Consider the following 18,344-nt stretch of genomic DNA (forward strand, 5'->3'; position numbering starts at 1 on the left):
CTGTCACGCCCGCCGCCCACGGCGGGGCAGCTCAGCCACGGGTCTGTCGCGCCACGTCCGCGACCACGTCGACCAGCTTGCCGGTACGCGCGAAGACCTCCCGCTGCCGCGCCGCGCCGCTCCCGTGCCGGCGCAGCCCGCCCAGCAGCTCGGTCACCCGGTCGAGGTCGCCGTGCCTGTCGAGTTCGGGGCGGATCCGGTCGACCAGCCGGTCCAGCAGTTCCCACGCCGGGCGCAGCTCGCCGTCGGTCAGGTCGACGCCCTGGCCCTCCAGCCCGTCGTGGGCGGCCCGCCAGTGCGCCGCGACCAGCAGGTGGTGGTCGGTGTTGACGGCCCGCCGGCCGGCCTCGACGTCGGTGAGCGCGGTCGCGACCAGGCCGCGCACCAGCGCGGCCACCAGCACCGCGTCGTCCACGGACGGGCAGACGTCACCGATCCGCAGCTCCACCGTGGGGTACTTGGCGGAGAGCCGGGCGTACCAGTAGAGCATTCCCTCGTCGAGCATCACACCGCTGGCGATGAGCTGCCGGATCAGCCGCTGGTAGTGCTCGTGCGACTCCAGGAACGGGGTGGGCGCGACGGACGGCCAGCGTTCCCACTCGATCGAGCGCCAGCTCGCGTAGCCGGTGTCCTCGCCCCTCGAGAACGGGGAGTTGGTGGTGACCGCCTGCAGGATCGGCAGCCAGGGCCGGACGTGGTTGAGCACCTGCACGCCGGTGTCCGGGTCGGGCACGCCGACGTGCACGTGCATGCCGTTGTTGCCGGGGCCGGGCACCAGCAGCCGGAACCGCTCGATCATCCGGTCGAAGCGGGGCTTGTCCACCACCGGGGGGACCGGCCCGTTGACCGGGCCGGTGCCGATCGCCAGCAGCCGTACGCCGGCCCGCTCGGCCGCGTCGGACAGCTCGGCGCGGAGCATGCCCAGCGAGTGCCGGATCGAGGACAGGTCCAGCCCGGGCGGGCTGCCGATCTCGATCTGGCTGGTCTGGAACTCGCGTTCCACCTGACCCCGCAGCTCGGCCGGCACCTGGTCCATGACCAGCTCGACGGCGGGCACGGCGGTGCCGGTGTGCGGATCGGCGAGCAGGAACTCCTCCTCGACGCCGACCGTCAGCAGGTCCGTCCCGCCCGGCGGGGCGTTCCGTTCCCGCTCCGCCACTGGACCGCTCATCGTCACCACCGTCTCCTCCCGACCGGCCACGGCACCGTGCCGGGTGGTCGACGCCCTGTTACCCACCGTGTCGACGCCCGGAAACGCACCGGACGGCGTGTCGGCCCGATTCGCCCGCCCGCCCGGTCCCGCCGGGTGGCCGCCGAGGGCCGTCGCGCGAGGGGAACCCAGGTCTACGATGAGCCGGCCCGGCGGGCCCCCGCCGGCTGCGGAGGAGGTCGCGGTGACGGCGAACGGCACGTCGCGGACGGTGACCGGGGTGCGAGCCCAGGTCCCGCGCGGGTTCGCGATCCTGCTCGCGGTGGTCGCCGCGGTCTGCGCGCTCGCGGCGTTGAGCAGCGCGGTGGCCGCCGACGTGCAGCCGGTCCGCACCGCGATCGACGCGCTGCTGGTGCCGGCGCCGGCCAACCTGGCGTACGCGGTGTTCCTCGGCGTCCTGGCCGCAGCGGCCCGGCGGCGCAAGCGGCTGGCCTGGTGGGTGCTGCTCGTCTACTTCAGCCTCACGCTCGTGGTCGGGCTGGCGGCCGGCGGGCTGCTGCTGATGGTGGGCGCCAACCGGCTCAACCACGCCGCCGGCCAGCGGCTCTTCGGCACCCTGGAGACGATCGGCGTCTGGGTCGGCATCGCGTTCGCCGCCGCCGCGGTGGTGCTGCTCGTCGCCGCCCGGCGCGAGTTCTACGCCCGGGTCCGGCCGGGCAGCACCTGGCGCGCGCTGGGCGTCCTCGCCGGCCTGGCCGCCGCCTTCGTCGGCCTGGGCTACCTGCTGCTCCTGGTCGAGCCGGGCAGCCTGCACACCTGGTCGGACCGGCTGGGCTACGCGGTGGAGAAGGTCTTCGGCGGGGCCGTCACACTGGACGTGACCCGGCGCGGGCAGGCGCCCGGCTGGGTCAACCTGCTGCTCGGCGCGTTCGGCGCGACCGCGTTCCTGGCCGCCCTGTTCACCCTGGTCCGCTCGCAGCGGGCCAACGCGGTGCTGCACCCCGGCGAGGAGGAGCGGATCCGGGAGCTGCTGGCCCGGCACGGCGAGCGGGACTCGCTCGGCTACTTCGCCACCCGGCGGGACAAGGCGGCCGTCTTCTCGGCCAGCGGCAAGGCGGCGCTGACCTACCGGGTGGTCAACGGCGTCAGCCTGGCCAGCGGCGATCCGGTCGGCGACCCGGAGGCGTGGGGCCCGGCCATCGAGGCGTGGCTGGAGCACTCCCGGGCCTACGCCTGGACGCCCGCGGTGCTCGGGGCCAGCGAGGCCGGCGCGCGGGCCTACCGCCGGCACGGGCTCAAGGTGCTCCAGCTCGGCGACGAGGCGATCCTGCTGACCCGGGAGTTCGACCTGGACGGGCGGGACATGCGGCCGGTCCGCCAGGCGGTGCACCGGGTCGAGCGGGCCGGCTACACCGCGCTCGTGCGCCGGCACGCCGAGATCCCGCCGGAGGAGATGGCCCAGGTGGCCGCGCTGGCCACGTCGTGGCGGGACACCGGGCACGAGCGCGGCTTCTCGATGGCGCTGGGCCGCCTCGGCGACCCGGCCGACGGCGACTGCGTGCTCGTCGAGGCGCGCGACGGCGACGGGCGGGTGCGCGGGCTGCTGTCGTTCAGCCCGTGGGGCACCCACGGGGTGTCGCTGGACCTGATGCGCCGCGACCGGACCGCCGACAACGGGGTCACCGAGTTCATGGTGGCCGCGTTGCTCGCCGCCGGCGGGCGCCTCGGCGTCGACCGGGTGTCGCTCAACTTCGCCGCGTTCCGCTCGGTGTTCGAGCAGGGCGCGCGGATCGGCGCCGGGCCGGTCATCCGGGCCTGGCGGCACACCCTGCTGTTCTTCTCCCGCTGGTGGCAACTGGAGTCGCTCTACCTCTCCAACGCGAAGTACCAGCCGCACTGGACCCCGCGTTACCTCTGCTTCGCCGAGCGCCGGGAGCTGGCCCGGGTCGGTCTCGCGGCGGCCGCCGCCGAGGGCTTCCTGGCCCTGCCCGGTGGCCGGCCCACCCCGCTGCACGGGGTGCCGCCGGCCGGCGGCGGCGTCGGCTACGTGCCGCCGGCCGCCGCGGCGGTCCGGGCGGTTCCGCCGGAGCCGCCCGCCGCGCGCCAGCCGGAGCAGATCCGGGTACGCCTGGCCAAGCTCGACCGGCTGCGCGCCGACGGCGTCGAGGCGTACCCGGTGGGCTATCCGCGCACCGCGAGCTGTGCGGCGGTGCGGGAACGGCACGCCGGGCTGGCCCCGGACACCGGCGCCGGCGAGACGGTGGGGGTGGCCGGCCGGGTGCTGCTGGTCCGCGACCACGGCCGGCTGCTCTTCGTCACCGTGCGGGACGGCAGCGGCGACCTCCAGCTCCTGCTGGAGCACGACCTGGACCGGTGGCGGTCGACAGTCGACATCGGCGACCACGTCGGCGCGACGGGCGAGGTCTACGCGACCCGGCGCGGCGAGGTGTCGGTGCGGGTGGCGAGCTGGGAGCTGACCGCGAAGTGCCTGCGCCCGCTGCCGGACAAGCACCACGGGCTGGCCGACCCGGAGGCGCGGGTCCGGCAGCGCTACCTCGACCTGGCGCTGGACCCGGCGGCCCGGGAGATGGTGCGGGCGCGCGGCGCGACGCTGCACAGCCTGCGCGCCGGGCTGGCCGGCCGGGAGTTCCTGGAGGTCGAGACGCCGATCCTGCAACGGGTGCACGGCGGCGCCAACGCCCGCCCGTTCGTCACCCACATCAACGCCTACGACCTGCGGCTGAGCCTGCGCATCGCGCCGGAGCTGTATCTGAAGCGGCTCGCGGTCGGCGGGATCGAGCGCGTCTACGAGCTGGGCCGGGCGTTCCGCAACGAGGGCGTGGACGCCACCCACAATCCCGAGTTCACCGTGCTGGAGGCCTACCAGGCGTACGCCGACTACCACGACATGCGTGAGCTGGCCCGGGAGCTGATCGTGGCGGCGGCCACCGCGGTGCACGGCGCGCCGGTGGCCCGCCGGCCCGGCGGCGAGCTGGTCGACCTGGGGGGCGCGTGGCCGGCGGTCACGGTGCACGAGGCGATCTCGGCCGCGCTGGGCGAGGAGGTCACCGCCGACACCGAGCTGGCGACCCTGCGCAAGCACTGCGACGCGGCCGGGGTGCCGTACGACCCGCGCTGGGCGTCCGGCGCGGTGCTGCTGGAGCTGTACGAGCGGTTGGTCGAGGCGCGCACCGAGGCGCCCACCTTCTACCTGGACTTCCCGACCGAGGTCTCGCCGCTGACCCGCCAGCACCGGCGCGACCCGCGGTTGGCCGAGCGCTGGGACCTGGTGGCGTACGGGATGGAGCTGGGCACCGCCTACACCGAGCTGGTGGACCCGACCGAGCAGCGGCGACGGCTGACCGCGCAGTCGTTGCAGGCGGCCGGCGGCGACGCGGAGGCGATGGAGCTGGACGAGGACTTCCTCACCGCGCTGGAATACGCGATGCCGCCGACCGGCGGGCTGGGGCTGGGCGTGGACCGGCTGGTGATGCTGCTGACCGGCCGGTCGATCCGGGAGACGCTGCCCTTCCCGCTGGTCCGCGAGTCGTCCTGACCGCCGGGCGTGACACGGGGTTCTAGGGTGGGCGTGTGGTGGGGATGCTGGGGTTGCTGACCGGGACGTGGGCGTACGCCCTCGCCCTGGTCGCGGACCGGCCGGCCGGGTTGCTGGCCGGCGCGGCGGTCGCCGCCGCGCTGCTGCTGGCCACGGTGCTCGCGCTGCGGGTGCGGGCGCTGCCCGCGCCGCCGGTCACCCGGCACGCCGCCTCGGTGCGCGCCCGCGCCCGGAGCCGGCGGATGCCCCGGCAGGTCGACCCGGACGCGGCGGGCCGTCCGCGTCCCCGCGCGCCCGGCCTGAGCCCCTCGGCCGCCTAGCCACGCCCGTCGGAGCACGCCCCCAGGGGCGGTCCGAGTGGCCGCGCGGTCGATTCCGTCGTCATCAGTCCCGTTGTGCCGCGCCGTCGCGCGCCCGGGGCGTCCGGAATCCTCCGAGGGGTCTGCCCATGCTCGCCTTCGCACCGTTGCACGCCGCGGCCTCGGCCGCCGCGTCCGTCGTCACCTGGCTCGCCGACGCGCTCGTCCCGCTCGCCGGCGGCGCCGCGACGGCCGCCGCCATCGTCCTGTTCACCGTCGGGGTGCGGCTGTTGATCTCGCCGCTCACGCTGGCCCAGGTCCGCGGGGAGCGGCGCCGCGCGGCGCTCGCCCCCGAGGTGCGGGAACTCCGGCGCCGGTACGCCGACGATCCGACCACGCTGCAGAGCGAGCTGTTCGCGCTCTACCGGCGGGCCGGGGCCAGCCCGGTCGCGGGTTGCCTGCCGGCGCTGGTGCAGGCGCCGTTCTTCCTGGTCATGTACCGCGTCTTCGCGACCGGGGACGGCGCGCCGGAGCTGCTGGGGCAGCGCCTGGCCGGCGTACCGCTGGGGTGGCACCTCGGCGACGGGCTGACCGGCGCCGTGCCCGTGGTGTTCGGGGTGCTGCTGGCCGCGCTGCTGGCGCTGGCCTGGTGGTCGTCGCGGCGGGCGCGCCGGCTGGCGGCCGCCACCGGCACGGTCGGCGGCGCGCCGGACGACGGGCCGGGCGCGGCGGTGCTGGGCCGGCTGCTGCCGCTGCTGCCGTTCGGGACCGTGCTGGTGGCGCTCGTGGTGCCGCTCGCGGCGGTGCTCTACCTGGTCACCACCACCGCGTGGACGGCGCTGGAGCAGGGCCTGCTGCGCCGCCCGACGCCGGCAGCCATCGACAAGCGTTGACAAATGCGGGGGCGGGCGCGTAGAAATCGCTCTCAGAGAGCGCTCTCCGCCCCGTCCCCGCAGAGAGGCACCCCGAATGGACCCGATCCCGGCGGCTGCGGCCGCCCCCACCACCACGTCCCGGTCCCGCCGGCTCGGCCTGGCCGCGGCCCTGGTCGCCGCCACCACCGCGCTCGCCGGCGTCTCGATGACCGCGCAGGCCGCCGTCCCCGCCCCGCCCAGCGGGTGGAGCCTGGTGTGGAGCGACGACTTCACCGGCGCGTCCGGCACGCTGCCCTCGTCGGCCAACTGGATCGTCGACACCGGCACCAGCTATCCGGGCGGCCCGGCCAACTGGGGCACCGGCGAAATCCAGACCTACACCTCCAGCACCGCCAACCTCGCCCAGGACGGCGTCGGCAACCTGCGCATCACCCCGCTCAAGGACGGCGCCGGCCGCTGGACCTCGGCCCGGATCGAGACGGTACGCAGCAACTTCAAGCCGCCGAGCGGCGGCGTGCTGGCGATCGAGGGCCGGATCCAGATGCCCAACGTCACCGGCGCGGCGGCGGCCGGCTACTGGCCGGCGTTCTGGGCGCTCGGCTCGCCCTACCGGGGCAACTACCAGAACTGGCCGGGCATCGGCGAGTTCGACGTGATGGAGAACGTCAACGGGATCAACTCGGTCTGGGGCGTGCTGCACTGCGGCGTCGCGCCGGGCGGCCCGTGCGACGAGTTCAACGGCCGCGGCGCGTCCCGGGCCTGCCCCGGCAGCACCTGCCAGTCGGCGTTCCACACCTACCGGTTCGAGTGGGACACCTCGGTGAGCCCGCAGCAACTGCGCTGGTACGTCGACGGGCAGCAGTTCCACACCGTCACGCAGAGCCAGGTCGGCGAGCCGTACTGGACGCAGATGACCAGCCACGCCGGCTACTTCCTGCTGCTCAACGTGGCGATGGGCGGTGGCTTCCCGAACGGGGTGGCCGGCTCGACCACGCCCACCGCGTCGACCGTGTCCGGCCGGCCGATGCTCGTCGACTACGTGGCGGTCTACTCCCGGGGCGGCGGGGGCAACCCGTCGCCGACGCCCACCACCCCGCCGCCGGGCGGCGTGCGCAACGCGTACGCGACGATCGAGGCCGAGTCGTTCAACGGCCAGAACGGCGTGCAGGTGGAAGCGTGCGCCGAGGGCGGGCAGGACATCGGCTTCCTGGCCAACGGCGACTGGGCCCGCTACGACAACGTGGACTTCGGCTCGACGCCGCCACGTGACTTCGTGGCCCGGGTCGCCTCCGGCGCGGCGGCCGGGGTGAGCGGCCTGGTGGAGGTGCGGGTGGACAGCCCGACCGCGACCCCGATCGGCAGCTTCGCGGTCGGCGACACCGGCGGCTGGCAGAGCTGGCGCTCGGTGCCCGGCAACGTCGGCGCGGTGACCGGCCGGCACACGGTCTATCTCACGTTCAGCAGCGGCCAGCCGGCCGACTTCGTCAACGTCAACTGGTTCACGTTCCGCCGCTGAGCCGACGCGGTCAGCGCCCGGTGGTCACCGACTGCCGGGCGCGCCGACGGCGTACCTTCTTCGCCACCCAGCTCACGATCATCACGCCGAAGACGGCGAAGATCGCGTAGTTGAACCACTGGCTGTAGCGGTCGACGTCCTCCCAGCGCGAACCGAGCAGGAAGCCGGCGCCCACGATCAGCGTGTTCCACACGCCGCTGCCGAGCGTGGTGAGCAGGATGAACTCGCCCAGCGGCATGCGGTTCGCGCCGGCCGGGATCGATACCAGGCTGCGCACCACAGGCACCACCCGGCCGATCAGCACCGCCCAGCGGCCGTGCCGCTCGAACCAGCGGTCCGCCTTCTCCAGGTCCTCCAGGTCCACCAGCGGGATGTGGTCCAGCCAGCGCTTGAGCCGGTCCTCGCCGAGCGCCGCGCCGAGCCAGTAGAGCACCAGCGCGCCGAGCAGCGAGCCGGCGGTCGCGGCCAGCACGATCACCACCACGTTGAACCGGCCCTCGGCGGAGAGGTAGCCGGCCATCGCCAGCACGATCTCGCTCGGGATCGGCGGGATGATGCTCTCCAGCGCCACCAGCAGCGCCACGCCCACCGCGCCCAGCGAGTCGATCACGCTCGCCACCCACCCGGTCAGCCCGGTGAACTGGTTCGGATCGACGTTCTGGGCCAGGGCCATGGGCGGTCCTTCCACACGGGGGCCGGGGATCCGGCACTAGTACCCGTGCGAGCGGTGCTCACACCCGGCGGTGACCCGGCTAACCCTCCGGGTGCAGCGCCGCGTCGGCCGGCCCACGCCGCCAACCGGTGAAGCGGACCAGCAGGCCACCGTGGCTGGGCGAGCAGCAGTAGGGCCCGGCCGTCGCCTCCGCCGCCGGGTCCAGCGGGGCGACCCGCACCAGTCGCCACGGCTCGTCGTCCACCCGGGCCCGGACGGTCAGCGCGTCGCCGGCCCGGCTCACCCGGACCGTCACCTCCCGCCCCGACCAGTCCGGCACCGGCGCCACCGACCAGTCGGAGAACTCGTCGGTCACCACGGCGCCGACCTGCGGCGACCCGTCGCTGACCTCGACGCCGGCCTTGGTCCACCGCCGCTCGTCCACCCGCACCAGCACGCCGGCCTGGTCGAACTGGGCGGCGTAGTCGAGCCGGAAGGACACCTCGACGGCGGTGTCCACCGCGAACGGCGCGAGCAGCGCCGAGCCGTCGTCGTGCACGAAGCCGTAGCTGGTGCGCCGCCAGAAGTCGCTGCCGCCACGCGGCTCGACAAGCAGCCCGCCGTCGACGGCGTCCGCCCGCTCCGGCGGGTTCAGCCAGTCGCCGGCGGACCAGTCGGAAGCCTCCTCGCTCATGGGGGCACCGTACCGGGTTTGCCGACGGGCGCGGCCGGAGAAGTAGTCGTCGCATGGGTGACAGGTGGTATCAGGAGGCGGTCGTCTACTGCCTCGACGTCGACACGTACGCGGACTCCGACGGCGACGGGGTGGGTGACTTCCAGGGGCTGATCGGCCGGCTCGACTATCTGGCCCGGCTGGGGGTGACCTGCATCTGGCTCAACCCGATCCATCCCTCGCCCAACAAGGACGACGGATACGACGCGACCGACTTCTACAACGTCGACCCGCGACTCGGGACCCTCGGCGACTTCGCCGAGCTGCTGCACCAGGCGCAGAACCACGGCATCCGGGTGATCATCGACCTGGTCGTCAACCACACCTCCGACCAGCACCCGTGGTTCCAGTCCGCCCGCTCCTCGCCCGACTCGCCGTACCGCGACTGGTACGTCTGGTCCGACCACGAGCCGGCCGACCGCCACCAGGGCATGGTCTTCCCCGGCGAGCAGCACGAGACCTGGTCCTACGACCGCACCGCGAAGGCCTGGTTCTACCACCGGTTCTACAAGTTCCAGCCGGACCTCAACATCGAGAACCCGAAGGTCCGCGCGGAGATCAAGAAGATCACCTCGTTCTGGCTCCAGCTCGGCGTCTCCGGCTTCCGGATGGACGCGGTGCCGTTCATCATCGAGAAGACCGAGCCGGGCAACCCGAACGCGCCGAAGGACTTCGACTACCTCACCGACCTGCGCCAGCACGTGCAGTGGCGGCGCGGCGACGCGGTCCTGCTGGCCGAGGCGAACGTCGAGCCCGACCAGTTGCCCGTCTACTTCGGCGACGGCAGCGGCTCCGGCAACCGGATCCACATGCTCTTCGACTTCATGCTCAACGGTCGGCTGATGCTGGCGTTCGCCCGGGAGGACCCGGAGGCGATCATCGACGCGCTGCGGGACACCCCGAAGCTGCCCACCGGCGGCCAGTGGGCCACGTTCCTGCGCAACCACGACGAGATCGACCTGTCCCGGCTCACCGCCGACCAGCGCAACGACGTGCTGGCGAAGTTCGGGCCGGACGAGAACATGCAGCTCTACGGCCGGGGCATCCGCCGCCGGCTCGCCCCGATGCTGGGCAACGACCGCCGGCACATCGAGCTGGCGTACGCGTTGCAGTTCTCGCTGCGCGGCACGCCGGTGCTGCGCTACGGCGAGGAGATCGGCATGGGGGAGGACCTGTCGCTGAAGGGGCGCGACGCGATCCGCACCCCGATGCAGTGGTCCTACAAGGACAACGCCGGCTTCTCCACCGCCGAGCCGGAGAAGCTGGTCCGCCCGGTCATCGACAAGGGCGACTACGGCTACCAGCAGGTCAACGTCACCGCGCAACGCAAGGACCCGCGCTCGCTGCTGGGCTGGTTCGAGCGGATGATCCGTACCCTCCGGGAGGCTCCGGAGGTCGGCTCCGGCAGCACCACGCACATCGACGTGCCGGTGCCGGCCGGCGTGCTCGCGCACCGCGCCGACGGACGGACCGGGACCATGGTCTTCCTGCACAACCTCGGCACCGAGGACGTGGAGGTGGACCTGAGCACGCTGGCCCCCGAGGCGGACCTGCCGATCGACGTGCTGACCGACCGCAACTACGAGGACGTGGGCAAGCTCGACCGGCTCAAGCTGGCCGGCCACGGCTACCGGTGGATCCGGCTCTGCCGGGGCGGGGCCCTGTAGGCGGACGCGGCGGCGGGTTAGGCTCCTTCGATCGAGCCCAAGTTACCGGGAGGTAATCATGTCGGAGGAGCCCCGCGTCGCCATCGTGACCGGAGCCGCGCGCGGCATCGGCGCGGCCACCGCCCGGCGGCTGGCGGCCGACGGCATGGCCGTCGCCGTGGTCGACATCGACGAGTCCGCCACCAAGGAGACCGTCGACGCCATCGCCGCCGCCGGCGGCCAGGCGCTCGGCGTGGGCGCCGACGTGGCCGACCGGACCCAGGTGGAAGCCGCCGTCGAACGGGTCGCCGCCGAGCTGGGCGCGCCGACAGTGCTCGTCAACAACGCCGGCGTGCTCCGTGACAACCTGCTGTTCAAGATGGCCGACGCCGACTGGGACACGGTCATGGCCGTGCACCTGCGCGGCGCGTTCCTGTTCAGCCAGGCCGCGCAGAAGCACATGGTCGAGCGGAAGTGGGGCCGGATCGTCAACCTCTCCAGCACCTCGGCGTTGGGCAACCGGGGGCAGGCGAACTACGCCGCCGCCAAGGCCGGCCTCCAGGGCTTCACCAAGACGCTCGCCATCGAGCTGGGCCCGTACGGGGTGACCGTGAACGCGGTAGCGCCCGGCTTCATCGTCACCGACATGACGGCGGCCACGGCGGCCCGGATGAAGGTCGACTTCGCCGCGCTCCAAGAGCACGCCGCCGCGGAGATCCCGGTGCGCCGCACCGGCCGGCCGGAGGACGTCGCGCACACCATCTCGTTCCTGGCGAGCGAGGGCGCCTCCTTCGTCTCCGGCCAGGTCATCTACGTCGCCGGCGGCCCGAAGGACTGACCGCTGCCCGCCGCGACCCCGCTCAGGCGGGGTCGCGGCGGGTGCGCCAGAGCCAGAGCAGGCCGAGCACCGGCAGCACCAGCGGCACGTAGCCGTAGCCGCTGCCGAAGTCGGACCAGACCGTCTCGTCCGGGAACAGCTCCTTGTCGGCGATGCTCAGCACGCCCACCGCGAGCACCCCGACCAGCTCGACCGAGCAGCACGCCAGCGCGACCCGGCGGCCGGCGTGCCCGGCCCGGGCCAGCCCGACCGCCGCCACGATGTAGATCAGCGCGGCGAGCGCGGAGAGCAGGTACGCCACCGGCGCCTTGTCGAACTTCGTGGCGATCTGCAAGCCGGCCCGCGAGGTCGCGGCGATGGCGAACAGGATGTAGACCGCGATCAGCAGCCGGCCGGGCCCTCGGTTGGTGGCGCGCTCCGGCGTCCGCGTCTCAGCCACCGACGACCTCCCAGGTCTGCTGCAACCGCACCACCACGACGGGGGTGACCAGGCAGATCGCACAGACGATCGCGGACCCCCACCGGGTCGGCTCCATCCGGGCCAGCACCCAGGCCAGCGGCGGCAGGCACACGAGCGTCACCAGGTAGCCGAAGAACGCCCCCGGCTCGCCGGGCCGGTCGCCGCCGCCGAGCGCGACGAGCGCCACCACGGTCAGCGCCAGCAGCGCCACCTCCACCAGGGCCAGACCGGCGAACTGGACCCGGTCCGGCGGGCGGTGCCGCACCGCCGCCACCAGCGCCCAGACCGCCACCGCCAGCGAGAGCACGATCGCGAGCGTGGCGAGCCACCCGTCCACCGGCGACCCGGCCGCCGCCGCGCTGGTCATCGACGCAGTGTCGTTCACCGGCCCAGCCTACTAATCCGCGTAGTAGTGACGCCGCGCGCGGGTCGGGGCGCGCCGGGCGGGCCGGGCGACTAGCGTGGATCACGGTCCCGGCGTACGCCGGCGGCCGACGACGACGGCAGGGGGTCGCGGTGCGGTTCGGGTTGTTCGGCACCGGTCACTGGGCGGCGGAGACGCACGCCGCCGCCATCGACGCCCACCCGCGGGCCCGGCTCGCAGGCGTCTGGGGGCGGAACCCGGCGAAGGCGGAGGCGCTGGCCCAGCGGCACGGCGTGCCGGCCTTCACCGACGTGGACGCGCTGCTCGACGCGTCCGACGCGGTCGCCGTGGCGCTCCCGCCGGACGTGCAGGCCGACATCGCGGTGCGGGCCGCCACCGCCGGGCGGCACCTGCTGCTGGACAAGCCGCTGGCGTTGAGCCTCGCCGACGCCGACCGGGTGGTCGACGCGGCCCAGGCGTCCGGGGTGGCCTCGGTGGTGTTCTTCACCCAGCGCTTCCACCCGAACGTCACAGGCTTCCTCGCCTCGACCGCGGCGGCCGGCGGCTGGCAGCACGCCCGCGCCACCATGTTCGCCTCGATCTACCAGCCCGGAAACCCGTACGGCGACTCGCAGTGGCGGCGGGACCGGGGCGCGTTGTGGGACATCGGCCCGCACGCGTTGTCGCTGATCCTGCCGGTGCTCGGCCGGGTCACCCGGGTCGCCGCCATGGACGGGCCGAGCGGCCTGGTGCACCTGCTGCTCACCCACGACGGCGGCGCGACGAGCGCGCTCTCGCTCACCCTCGACGCGCCGGCCGAGGCGGTCACCCGGGACTTCGTCTTCTTCGGCGAGAACGGCACCGAGAGCGCGCCGCCCGGCGACGGCAGCGTGCTCCAGGCGTTCGGCGCCGCGCTCGACCAGTTGCTGGAGGAGGTCGACGGGGGCACCCGTGACCACCGCTGCGACGTCCGGTTCGGCCGCGAGGTGGTGGCGGTGCTCGACGCCGCCGAGTCCGCCCGCACCCAGGGGCGCACCGTCGACCTCCGGTAATTCCGTCGCGGGCCCGGCGTCCCGCCGCTAGCCTGGCCGGCATGTTCACGCATGCCCTGATCGACGCGGCCGTCGCGCCGGCCGCGCGCGGGCTCCTCCTGGTCGCCCGCCCGCGGTTCCGGCGCCCGGCCCTGGCCGGCCGGGACGCCCGCCGCGCCTGACGCCCCGCGTCCCACCTTCCAGGGTCGTCCGAGTCCCGATCCGCTCGGACCGCCCGCCCGTCCGCACGACCACGTCGGCCCCCGGCCGGCGTGGCGGTGACACCTGCGCAGCGGTCCGTACCCGTCGCCACCCCGGCGACAGACAGGACGAACCCGTGGCGCCCCGCCGACCCACCGCACGCGACCGGTCCCGTCGCGTACTGTCCCAGAACTTCCTCGCCGACCCGGCCGCCGTCGCCCGGATGGTCGCCGCCGTCCGCGCCGGCCGGGACGACCTGCTGCTGGAGGTGGGCGCCGGACGTGGCCGGCTGACCCGGCCGCTCGCCGCGCGCTGCCGCCGGCTGATCGCGTACGAGATCGACCCGGCGGTGCTGCCGGAGCTGGCCGCCGCCTGCGCGCCGCTGCCTGCGGTCGAGGTGCGGGCGGTCGACTTCCTCGCCGCGCCCCCGCCCGGCGAGCCGTTCTCCGTCGCCGGCAACATCCCCTGGTCGCTGACCGCGGCGGTGGTCCGCTGGTGCCTGGCGGCTCCCTCGCTGCGCGCGGCTACGCTGCTCACCCAGCTCGACTACGCCCGCAAGCGCACCGGCGACCACGGCCGGTGGAGCCGGCTCACGGTGCTCACCTGGCCGGAGCACCACTGGCGGCTGGCCGGCCGGGTGCCCCGGGCGGCGTTCCGGCCGGTGCCGGCCGCCGACGGCGGCATCCTGCGCCTGGAGCGCCGGACCGAGCCGCTGCTGGCGCCGGCCGCGCTGCCGGCGTACCGGAGGATGGTGGAGTTGGGCTTCGGCGGCGTCGGCGGCTCGCTCGCGGCCTCGCTGCGCGCCGCCCACCCGGGCCGGCGGGTCGACGGCGCGCTGCGCGCCGCGCGGATCGCGCCGGACACCCCGGTCGGGCTGGTCTGGCCCGAGCAGTGGCTGGTGCTGTTCCGGCTGCTGCACGCCGGGGATCCCGGACGGGCCGGAAAATCGCGGCCATCCGGGGCGGCGCCGGCGCCGAATGCCTACCGTGCTGGCAGAGGGAGCGGGCGGAAGGCGGGACCGGATGACCCACGGCGACAGCGCCGGTGACGTGCCGGGGCGGTCGAGGCTGCACGCCGTGCCCTCGGCCGCCCCGGACCAGCGGGCGGAGACCGACGACCTGCTGCGGGCGGTGGCGCGCGGCGACGAGGCGGCGTTCGAGCGGCTCTACGGCCTCGTCTCGCCGCGCGTCTACGGCCTGGCGCGGCGGGTGCTGCGCGACCCGGCCCAGGCCGAGGAGGTCGCCCAGGAGGTGCTGGTCGAGGTATGGCGCACCGCCGCCCGGTTCGACCCGGCGAAGGGCTCGGCCACCTCCTGGATCTTCACCATCGCCCACCGCCGAGCGGTCGACCGGGTCCGGTCCGAGCAGGCCGGCGCCGAACGCACCCGCCGGGTCGCCGCCGGCTCCTCGGAGACGCCGTACGACGAGGTGGCCGAGGAGGCGGCGGCCCGGCTGGAACGGCAGCAGGTGCGCCACTGCCTGGGCGCGCTCACCGAGGTGCAGCGCGAGGCGATCACGCTCGCCTACTACGGCGGGCACAGCTACCGCGAGGTGGCCGGCCTGCTGGACACCGCGCTGCCGACCGTCAAGACCCGCATGCGGGACGGGCTGATCCGTCTGCGCGACTGCCTGGGAGTGGAGCTGACCCGATGACCGACATCCACGCGCTCGCCGGGGCGTACGTGCTCGACGCGGTGGACGACGTCGAGCGGGCCGCCTTCGCCAGGCACCTGGACGGCTGCGAGAGCTGTGCGCTGGAGCTGGCCGAGTTCCGCGAGACGGCCGCCCGGCTGGCCGACTCGACCTGGTCGGTGCCCCCGCCCGCGCTGCGCGAGGCGGTGCTGGCCGAGATCCGGCGTACCCCGCAGGAACGGCCGCGCCCGGCGGGCCGGTCCGGTTCGGGCCGTGCCGGGGCCTGGCGGCGCCGGTTCGCGGTCGCGGCCGCCGCCGTGCTGCTGGCCGGTGGCGCGGGCGCGGCCACCTGGGTGACCCAGGAACAGCGGGTACGCGACGCGCGCACCGAGGCCGGCGCGGCCCGGGACGAGGCGGGCCGGATCCGGGCGGTGCTGGCCGCCCCGGACGCGGTCGTCCGCACCGGCGCCGCGCCGGCCGGCGGCCGGGTCACCGTGGTGGCGTCCGCCAGCCGGGACGAGGGGGTGGCGCTGGTGGACGGGCTGGCCGCACCCGCACCGGGGCGGGCCTACCAGCTCTGGCTGATCCAGGGCGGCACGGCCACCTCGGCCGGGCTGCTGCCGGCCGGTCAGGGCGGCGGCACGAAGCTGCTCTCGGGCGTGCGCGGCAAGGGCCTGTTCGGGGTCACCGAGGAGCCGGCGGGCGGCTCGGCGCAGCCGACCATGACGCCGCTTGTGGCGTTCGCGCTCACCTGATCTTTTTCGGCGGGCGACCCATCCGGACGGCGGTGAGCACCGAATCCCCTTCAGACCGACAGTTCACCACTTGAAGGGATTTACTCGATGCGCCCCATGAAGCTCACCGCCGTCGCCCTCGCCGCCACGCTCGGCCTCGGGCTCGCCGCCTGCGGCGGGAACGGCGACGACGGCGACGCCGCCGCGCCGGCCAGCAGCGCCCCGATGAGTTCCGCGCCGGCCAGCAGCGCGCCCGCGATGGCCGACGGCCAGTTCGGCCCCGGCTGCGCGGCGGTGCCCACCGACGCGTCGAACCCCGGCAGCTTCGCCGCCATGGCCCAGGTGCCGGTGGCCACCGCCGCCTCCGGCAACCCGCTGCTCAGCACGCTGGTCACCGCCGTCAAGCAGGCCGGGCTCGTCGACTCGCTCAACAGCTCCCCGGGGCTGACCGTGTTCGCGCCCACCAACGACGCGTTCGGCAAGCTGCCCAAGGCCGACCTGGACAAGGTCCTCGCCGACAAGAAGATGCTCACCGACGTGCTGACCTACCACGTGGTGGAGGGCAAGCTCGGCCCGGACCAGCTCGCCGGCGCGCACAAGACGCTCCAGGGCGGCGAGGTGACGGTCGCCGGCAGCGGCACCGAGTTCACCGTGAACGGCAACTCCATGGTCGTCTGCGGCAACGTGCAGACCGCCAACGCGACCGTCTACATCGTCGACTCGGTCCTGATGCCGAAGTCCTGACGTCGCCACCGCCGGTGAGAGGAGGAACCGATGACCCGCCGTACCCTGGCGGCCGCCGGAACGGGCCTGCTCGCGGCGGCCGCCGGGGTGGCGGTCGCGGAGCTGCTCGCCACCGCCGTCCACCCGCAGGCGGCACCACTTGTCGCGGTCGGGGGCGCCGTCGTGGACGGCGCGCCCACCGCGGTCAAGGAATGGGCGGTGCGCACGTTCGGCACCTACGACAAGCCGTTGCTGCTGGGCGGCATCGCGCTGGTGCTGGCGCTGCTGGCCGCGCTGACCGGGCCCGCCGCCCGCCGCCGCCCGGCGCTGGGCCTGCTCGGGCCCGCGGTGCTCGGGGTGGCCGGCGTCGCCGCCGCGCTGACCCGCCCCGACGCCCGCCCGGCCGACGCCCTGCCGGCCCTGGCCGGCGCCGCCGTGGCCGCCGCCCTCCTGCGCTGGCTGCCCCTGCCCGGCCTGCCGGCCGCCGCCCCGGATCTCCCGGACGCCGCCCCCGACCCGGTGGGGGTGGGCCGGGCGGCGTCCGGGACCGGCGGTTCGGAATCGGCGGGTGGGGCGACGCGGCGGGCGGTGGTGCGCAACGCGGCGCTGGTGGCGGCCGGCACCGCGCTGGCCGGCGTCGGCGCGGCGACGCTGCGCCGGCTCGACGTGGCCGACGCGGCCCGCTCCCGGGAGGCCGTCCGGCTGCCCGCGCCGGCCTCGCCGGCCCGGCCCACACCGGCCGGGGTGGCGCCCGGGTTCCGCACCCCGACCGCGGACTTCTACCGGGTCGACACCGCGCTCACCGTGCCCCGGCTGGACGTGGACGCCTGGCGGCTGCGGCTGCACGGCCTGGTCGAACGGCCGGTCGAGCTGAGCTTCGCCGACCTGCTCGACCGCGACCTGATCGAGCGGGACGTCACGCTGAGCTGCGTGTCCAACGAGGTCGGCGGCCCGTACGTGGGGACCGCCCGGTGGCTCGGCGCGCCGCTCGCCCCGCTGCTGCGCGACGCCGGCATCCGGGCCGGCGCCGACCAACTGGTGGCCCGCTCGGACGAGGGCATGACCATCGGCACGCCGATCGCGACGCTCCTCGACGGACGGGACGCCATGCTCGCGGTCGGCATGGACGGCGCGCCGCTGCCGTTCACGCACGGCTTCCCGGTCCGGATGCTGACCCCCGGCTTGTACGGGTACGCCGGCGCGTGCAAGTGGGTCACCGAGCTGGAGGTGACCACGTTCGACGCCTTCGACGCGTACTGGGTGCGGCGGGGGTGGGCGCGGGAGGCGCCGGTGAAGACGGCGTCCCGGATCGACCGGCCCGCGCCGTTCGCCAGGCCTCCCGCCGGACGGGTCACCGTGGCAGGGGTGGCCTGGGCGCAGCACCGGGGCGTCGCGGCGGTGGAGGTCTCGGTGGACGGTGGCCCGTGGCGGGCCGCCGAGCTGCTGCCCACCGCCTCGGTCGACACCTGGGTCCAGTGGCGGTACGCGTGGACCGCTCCGCCGGGCCCGCACAGCCTGCGGGTACGCGCCACCGACGGCACCGGCGCGGTGCAGCCCGAGCAGCGCCGTCCCCCGTTCCCCGACGGCGCCACCGGCCACCACACCATCACCGTGACGGTGAAAGGAGGGGCCCCCGCTTAACGCCTGGGGTAGAGGAGGGGGCCCCGCTTAACACCTCTGGTCGGCTAACCGGTGACGGTGACCAGGGCCTCGCCCAGCTCAGCGGGGGTGTCGAACTCCTCGGCCGGCAACGTCCGGAGCGCCTGGAGCGCCTCGGTGCTGGCACCGTTCTCCTGCCCCCAGCGGACCAGGTCCTCCCGGGAGACCGGATAGTCGAGCCCGGCCAGGAACTCCTGCAACTGCGCGCCGGTGACGGTCATGCCGCGCGGCTACCCGCTGCCCGGCAAGCCATGCCCGTACGGCTGCGGTTTGCCC

General features: G+C 75.0%; 16 protein-coding genes and 2 pseudogenes. 12 read left to right on the top strand and 6 right to left on the bottom strand.

Annotated elements, in window-relative coordinates; translation table 11 throughout:
* Window positions 1-31: 31 nt before the first annotated feature.
* Window positions 32-1,180, bottom strand: coding sequence for a glutamate--cysteine ligase (locus tag ACIA5A_RS02915; protein ID WP_396755753.1), 1,149 nt, complete (start codon window positions 1,178-1,180; stop codon window positions 32-34).
* Between the two features lie 214 nt (window positions 1,181-1,394).
* Between ACIA5A_RS02915 and lysX the strand changes: the two genes are divergently transcribed.
* The 4 genes from lysX (at window position 1,395) to ACIA5A_RS02935 (ending at window position 7,396) form a co-directional block, all read left to right on the top strand.
* Window positions 1,395-4,706: a bifunctional lysylphosphatidylglycerol synthetase/lysine--tRNA ligase LysX gene (lysX, locus tag ACIA5A_RS02920; protein WP_396755755.1), complete on the top strand. Its 3,312-nt coding sequence runs from the start codon at window positions 1,395-1,397 to the stop codon at window positions 4,704-4,706.
* A gap of 44 nt (window positions 4,707-4,750) precedes the next feature.
* Complete coding sequence (locus tag ACIA5A_RS02925; RefSeq protein WP_396755856.1) at window positions 4,751-5,026, top strand: DUF6412 domain-containing protein; 276 nt, start codon at window positions 4,751-4,753, stop codon at window positions 5,024-5,026.
* Between the two features lie 128 nt (window positions 5,027-5,154).
* The gene (locus ACIA5A_RS02930; protein WP_396755757.1) at window positions 5,155-5,898 is read left to right on the top strand and encodes a YidC/Oxa1 family membrane protein insertase; all 744 of its coding nucleotides are present in this window, start codon (window positions 5,155-5,157) and stop codon (window positions 5,896-5,898) included.
* A gap of 76 nt (window positions 5,899-5,974) precedes the next feature.
* Window positions 5,975-7,396, top strand: a complete 1,422-nt coding sequence (locus tag ACIA5A_RS02935) for a carbohydrate-binding protein (protein ID WP_396755759.1) — start codon at window positions 5,975-5,977, stop codon at window positions 7,394-7,396.
* Between the two features lie 10 nt (window positions 7,397-7,406).
* On the opposite strand, the gene ACIA5A_RS02940 is transcribed toward ACIA5A_RS02935, so the two are convergent.
* Together ACIA5A_RS02940 and ACIA5A_RS02945 are read right to left on the bottom strand one after the other, a co-directional pair.
* Window positions 7,407-8,069: a DedA family protein gene (locus ACIA5A_RS02940; RefSeq protein WP_396755761.1), complete on the bottom strand. Its 663-nt coding sequence runs from the start codon at window positions 8,067-8,069 to the stop codon at window positions 7,407-7,409.
* Window positions 8,070-8,148: 79 nt separating this feature from the next.
* Complete coding sequence (locus ACIA5A_RS02945) at window positions 8,149-8,742, bottom strand: DUF1349 domain-containing protein (protein WP_396755763.1); 594 nt, start codon at window positions 8,740-8,742, stop codon at window positions 8,149-8,151.
* Between the two features lie 53 nt (window positions 8,743-8,795).
* On the opposite strand from ACIA5A_RS02945, the gene ACIA5A_RS02950 reads away from it, so the two are divergent.
* Both ACIA5A_RS02950 and fabG read left to right on the top strand, forming a co-directional pair.
* Window positions 8,796-10,448 (top strand): alpha-amylase family protein, encoded by a 1,653-nt coding sequence (locus ACIA5A_RS02950; protein WP_396755765.1) that lies wholly within the window; start codon window positions 8,796-8,798, stop codon window positions 10,446-10,448.
* Between the two features lie 58 nt (window positions 10,449-10,506).
* Window positions 10,507-11,265 carry a 3-oxoacyl-ACP reductase FabG gene (gene fabG, locus ACIA5A_RS02955; RefSeq protein ID WP_396755767.1) on the top strand — a complete coding sequence of 253 codons (759 nt, stop codon included), beginning with the start codon at window positions 10,507-10,509 and terminating at the stop codon, window positions 11,263-11,265.
* Here the strand turns inward: fabG and ACIA5A_RS02960 are convergent.
* Window positions 11,238-11,704, bottom strand: a pseudogene (locus ACIA5A_RS02960) (hypothetical protein). The gene fabG and the pseudogene ACIA5A_RS02960 sit on opposite strands and share 28 nt — an antisense overlap.
* The gene (locus ACIA5A_RS02965; protein WP_396755857.1) at window positions 11,697-12,092 is read right to left on the bottom strand and encodes a hypothetical protein; all 396 of its coding nucleotides are present in this window, start codon (window positions 12,090-12,092) and stop codon (window positions 11,697-11,699) included. Before ACIA5A_RS02965 ends, ACIA5A_RS02960 begins: the two are co-directional and overlap by 8 nt.
* Before the next feature lie 149 nt (window positions 12,093-12,241).
* On the opposite strand from ACIA5A_RS02965, the gene ACIA5A_RS02970 reads away from it, so the two are divergent.
* The 6 genes and pseudogenes from ACIA5A_RS02970 to ACIA5A_RS02995 all read left to right on the top strand — a co-directional run bounded on the left by ACIA5A_RS02970 (window position 12,242) and on the right by ACIA5A_RS02995 (window position 18,050).
* Window positions 12,242-13,141 (top strand): Gfo/Idh/MocA family protein, encoded by a 900-nt coding sequence (locus ACIA5A_RS02970; RefSeq protein ID WP_396755769.1) that lies wholly within the window; start codon window positions 12,242-12,244, stop codon window positions 13,139-13,141.
* Between the two features lie 316 nt (window positions 13,142-13,457).
* Window positions 13,458-14,243: pseudogene (erm, locus tag ACIA5A_RS02975) on the top strand (ErmE/ErmH/ErmO/ErmR family 23S rRNA (adenine(2058)-N(6))-methyltransferase); the annotation flags it as partial.
* 100 nt (window positions 14,244-14,343) lie between these two features.
* Entirely contained in the window at window positions 14,344-14,973 is a 630-nt protein-coding gene (gene sigK / locus ACIA5A_RS02980; protein ID WP_396755771.1) for an ECF RNA polymerase sigma factor SigK, read from the top strand.
* The gene (locus ACIA5A_RS02985; RefSeq protein WP_396755773.1) at window positions 14,970-15,707 is read left to right on the top strand and encodes an anti-sigma factor domain-containing protein; all 738 of its coding nucleotides are present in this window, start codon (window positions 14,970-14,972) and stop codon (window positions 15,705-15,707) included. Before sigK ends, ACIA5A_RS02985 begins: the two co-directional genes overlap by 4 nt.
* 87 nt (window positions 15,708-15,794) lie before the next feature.
* Complete coding sequence (locus ACIA5A_RS02990; protein ID WP_396755775.1) at window positions 15,795-16,430, top strand: fasciclin domain-containing protein; 636 nt, start codon at window positions 15,795-15,797, stop codon at window positions 16,428-16,430.
* A 30-nt stretch (window positions 16,431-16,460) separates the two neighbouring features.
* Window positions 16,461-18,050 carry a molybdopterin-dependent oxidoreductase gene (locus tag ACIA5A_RS02995; protein ID WP_396755777.1) on the top strand — a complete coding sequence of 530 codons (1,590 nt, stop codon included), beginning with the start codon at window positions 16,461-16,463 and terminating at the stop codon, window positions 18,048-18,050.
* Between the two features lie 44 nt (window positions 18,051-18,094).
* On the opposite strand, the gene ACIA5A_RS03000 is transcribed toward ACIA5A_RS02995, so the two are convergent.
* Entirely contained in the window at window positions 18,095-18,289 is a 195-nt protein-coding gene (locus ACIA5A_RS03000; RefSeq protein ID WP_278109721.1) for a DUF2795 domain-containing protein, read from the bottom strand.
* Window positions 18,290-18,344 lie beyond the last annotated feature (55 nt).

It is taken from the genome of Micromonospora sp. NPDC051300, from assembly GCF_044455315.1.
Classification (GTDB): Bacteria; Actinomycetota; Actinomycetes; order Mycobacteriales; family Micromonosporaceae; genus Micromonospora; species Micromonospora robiginosa.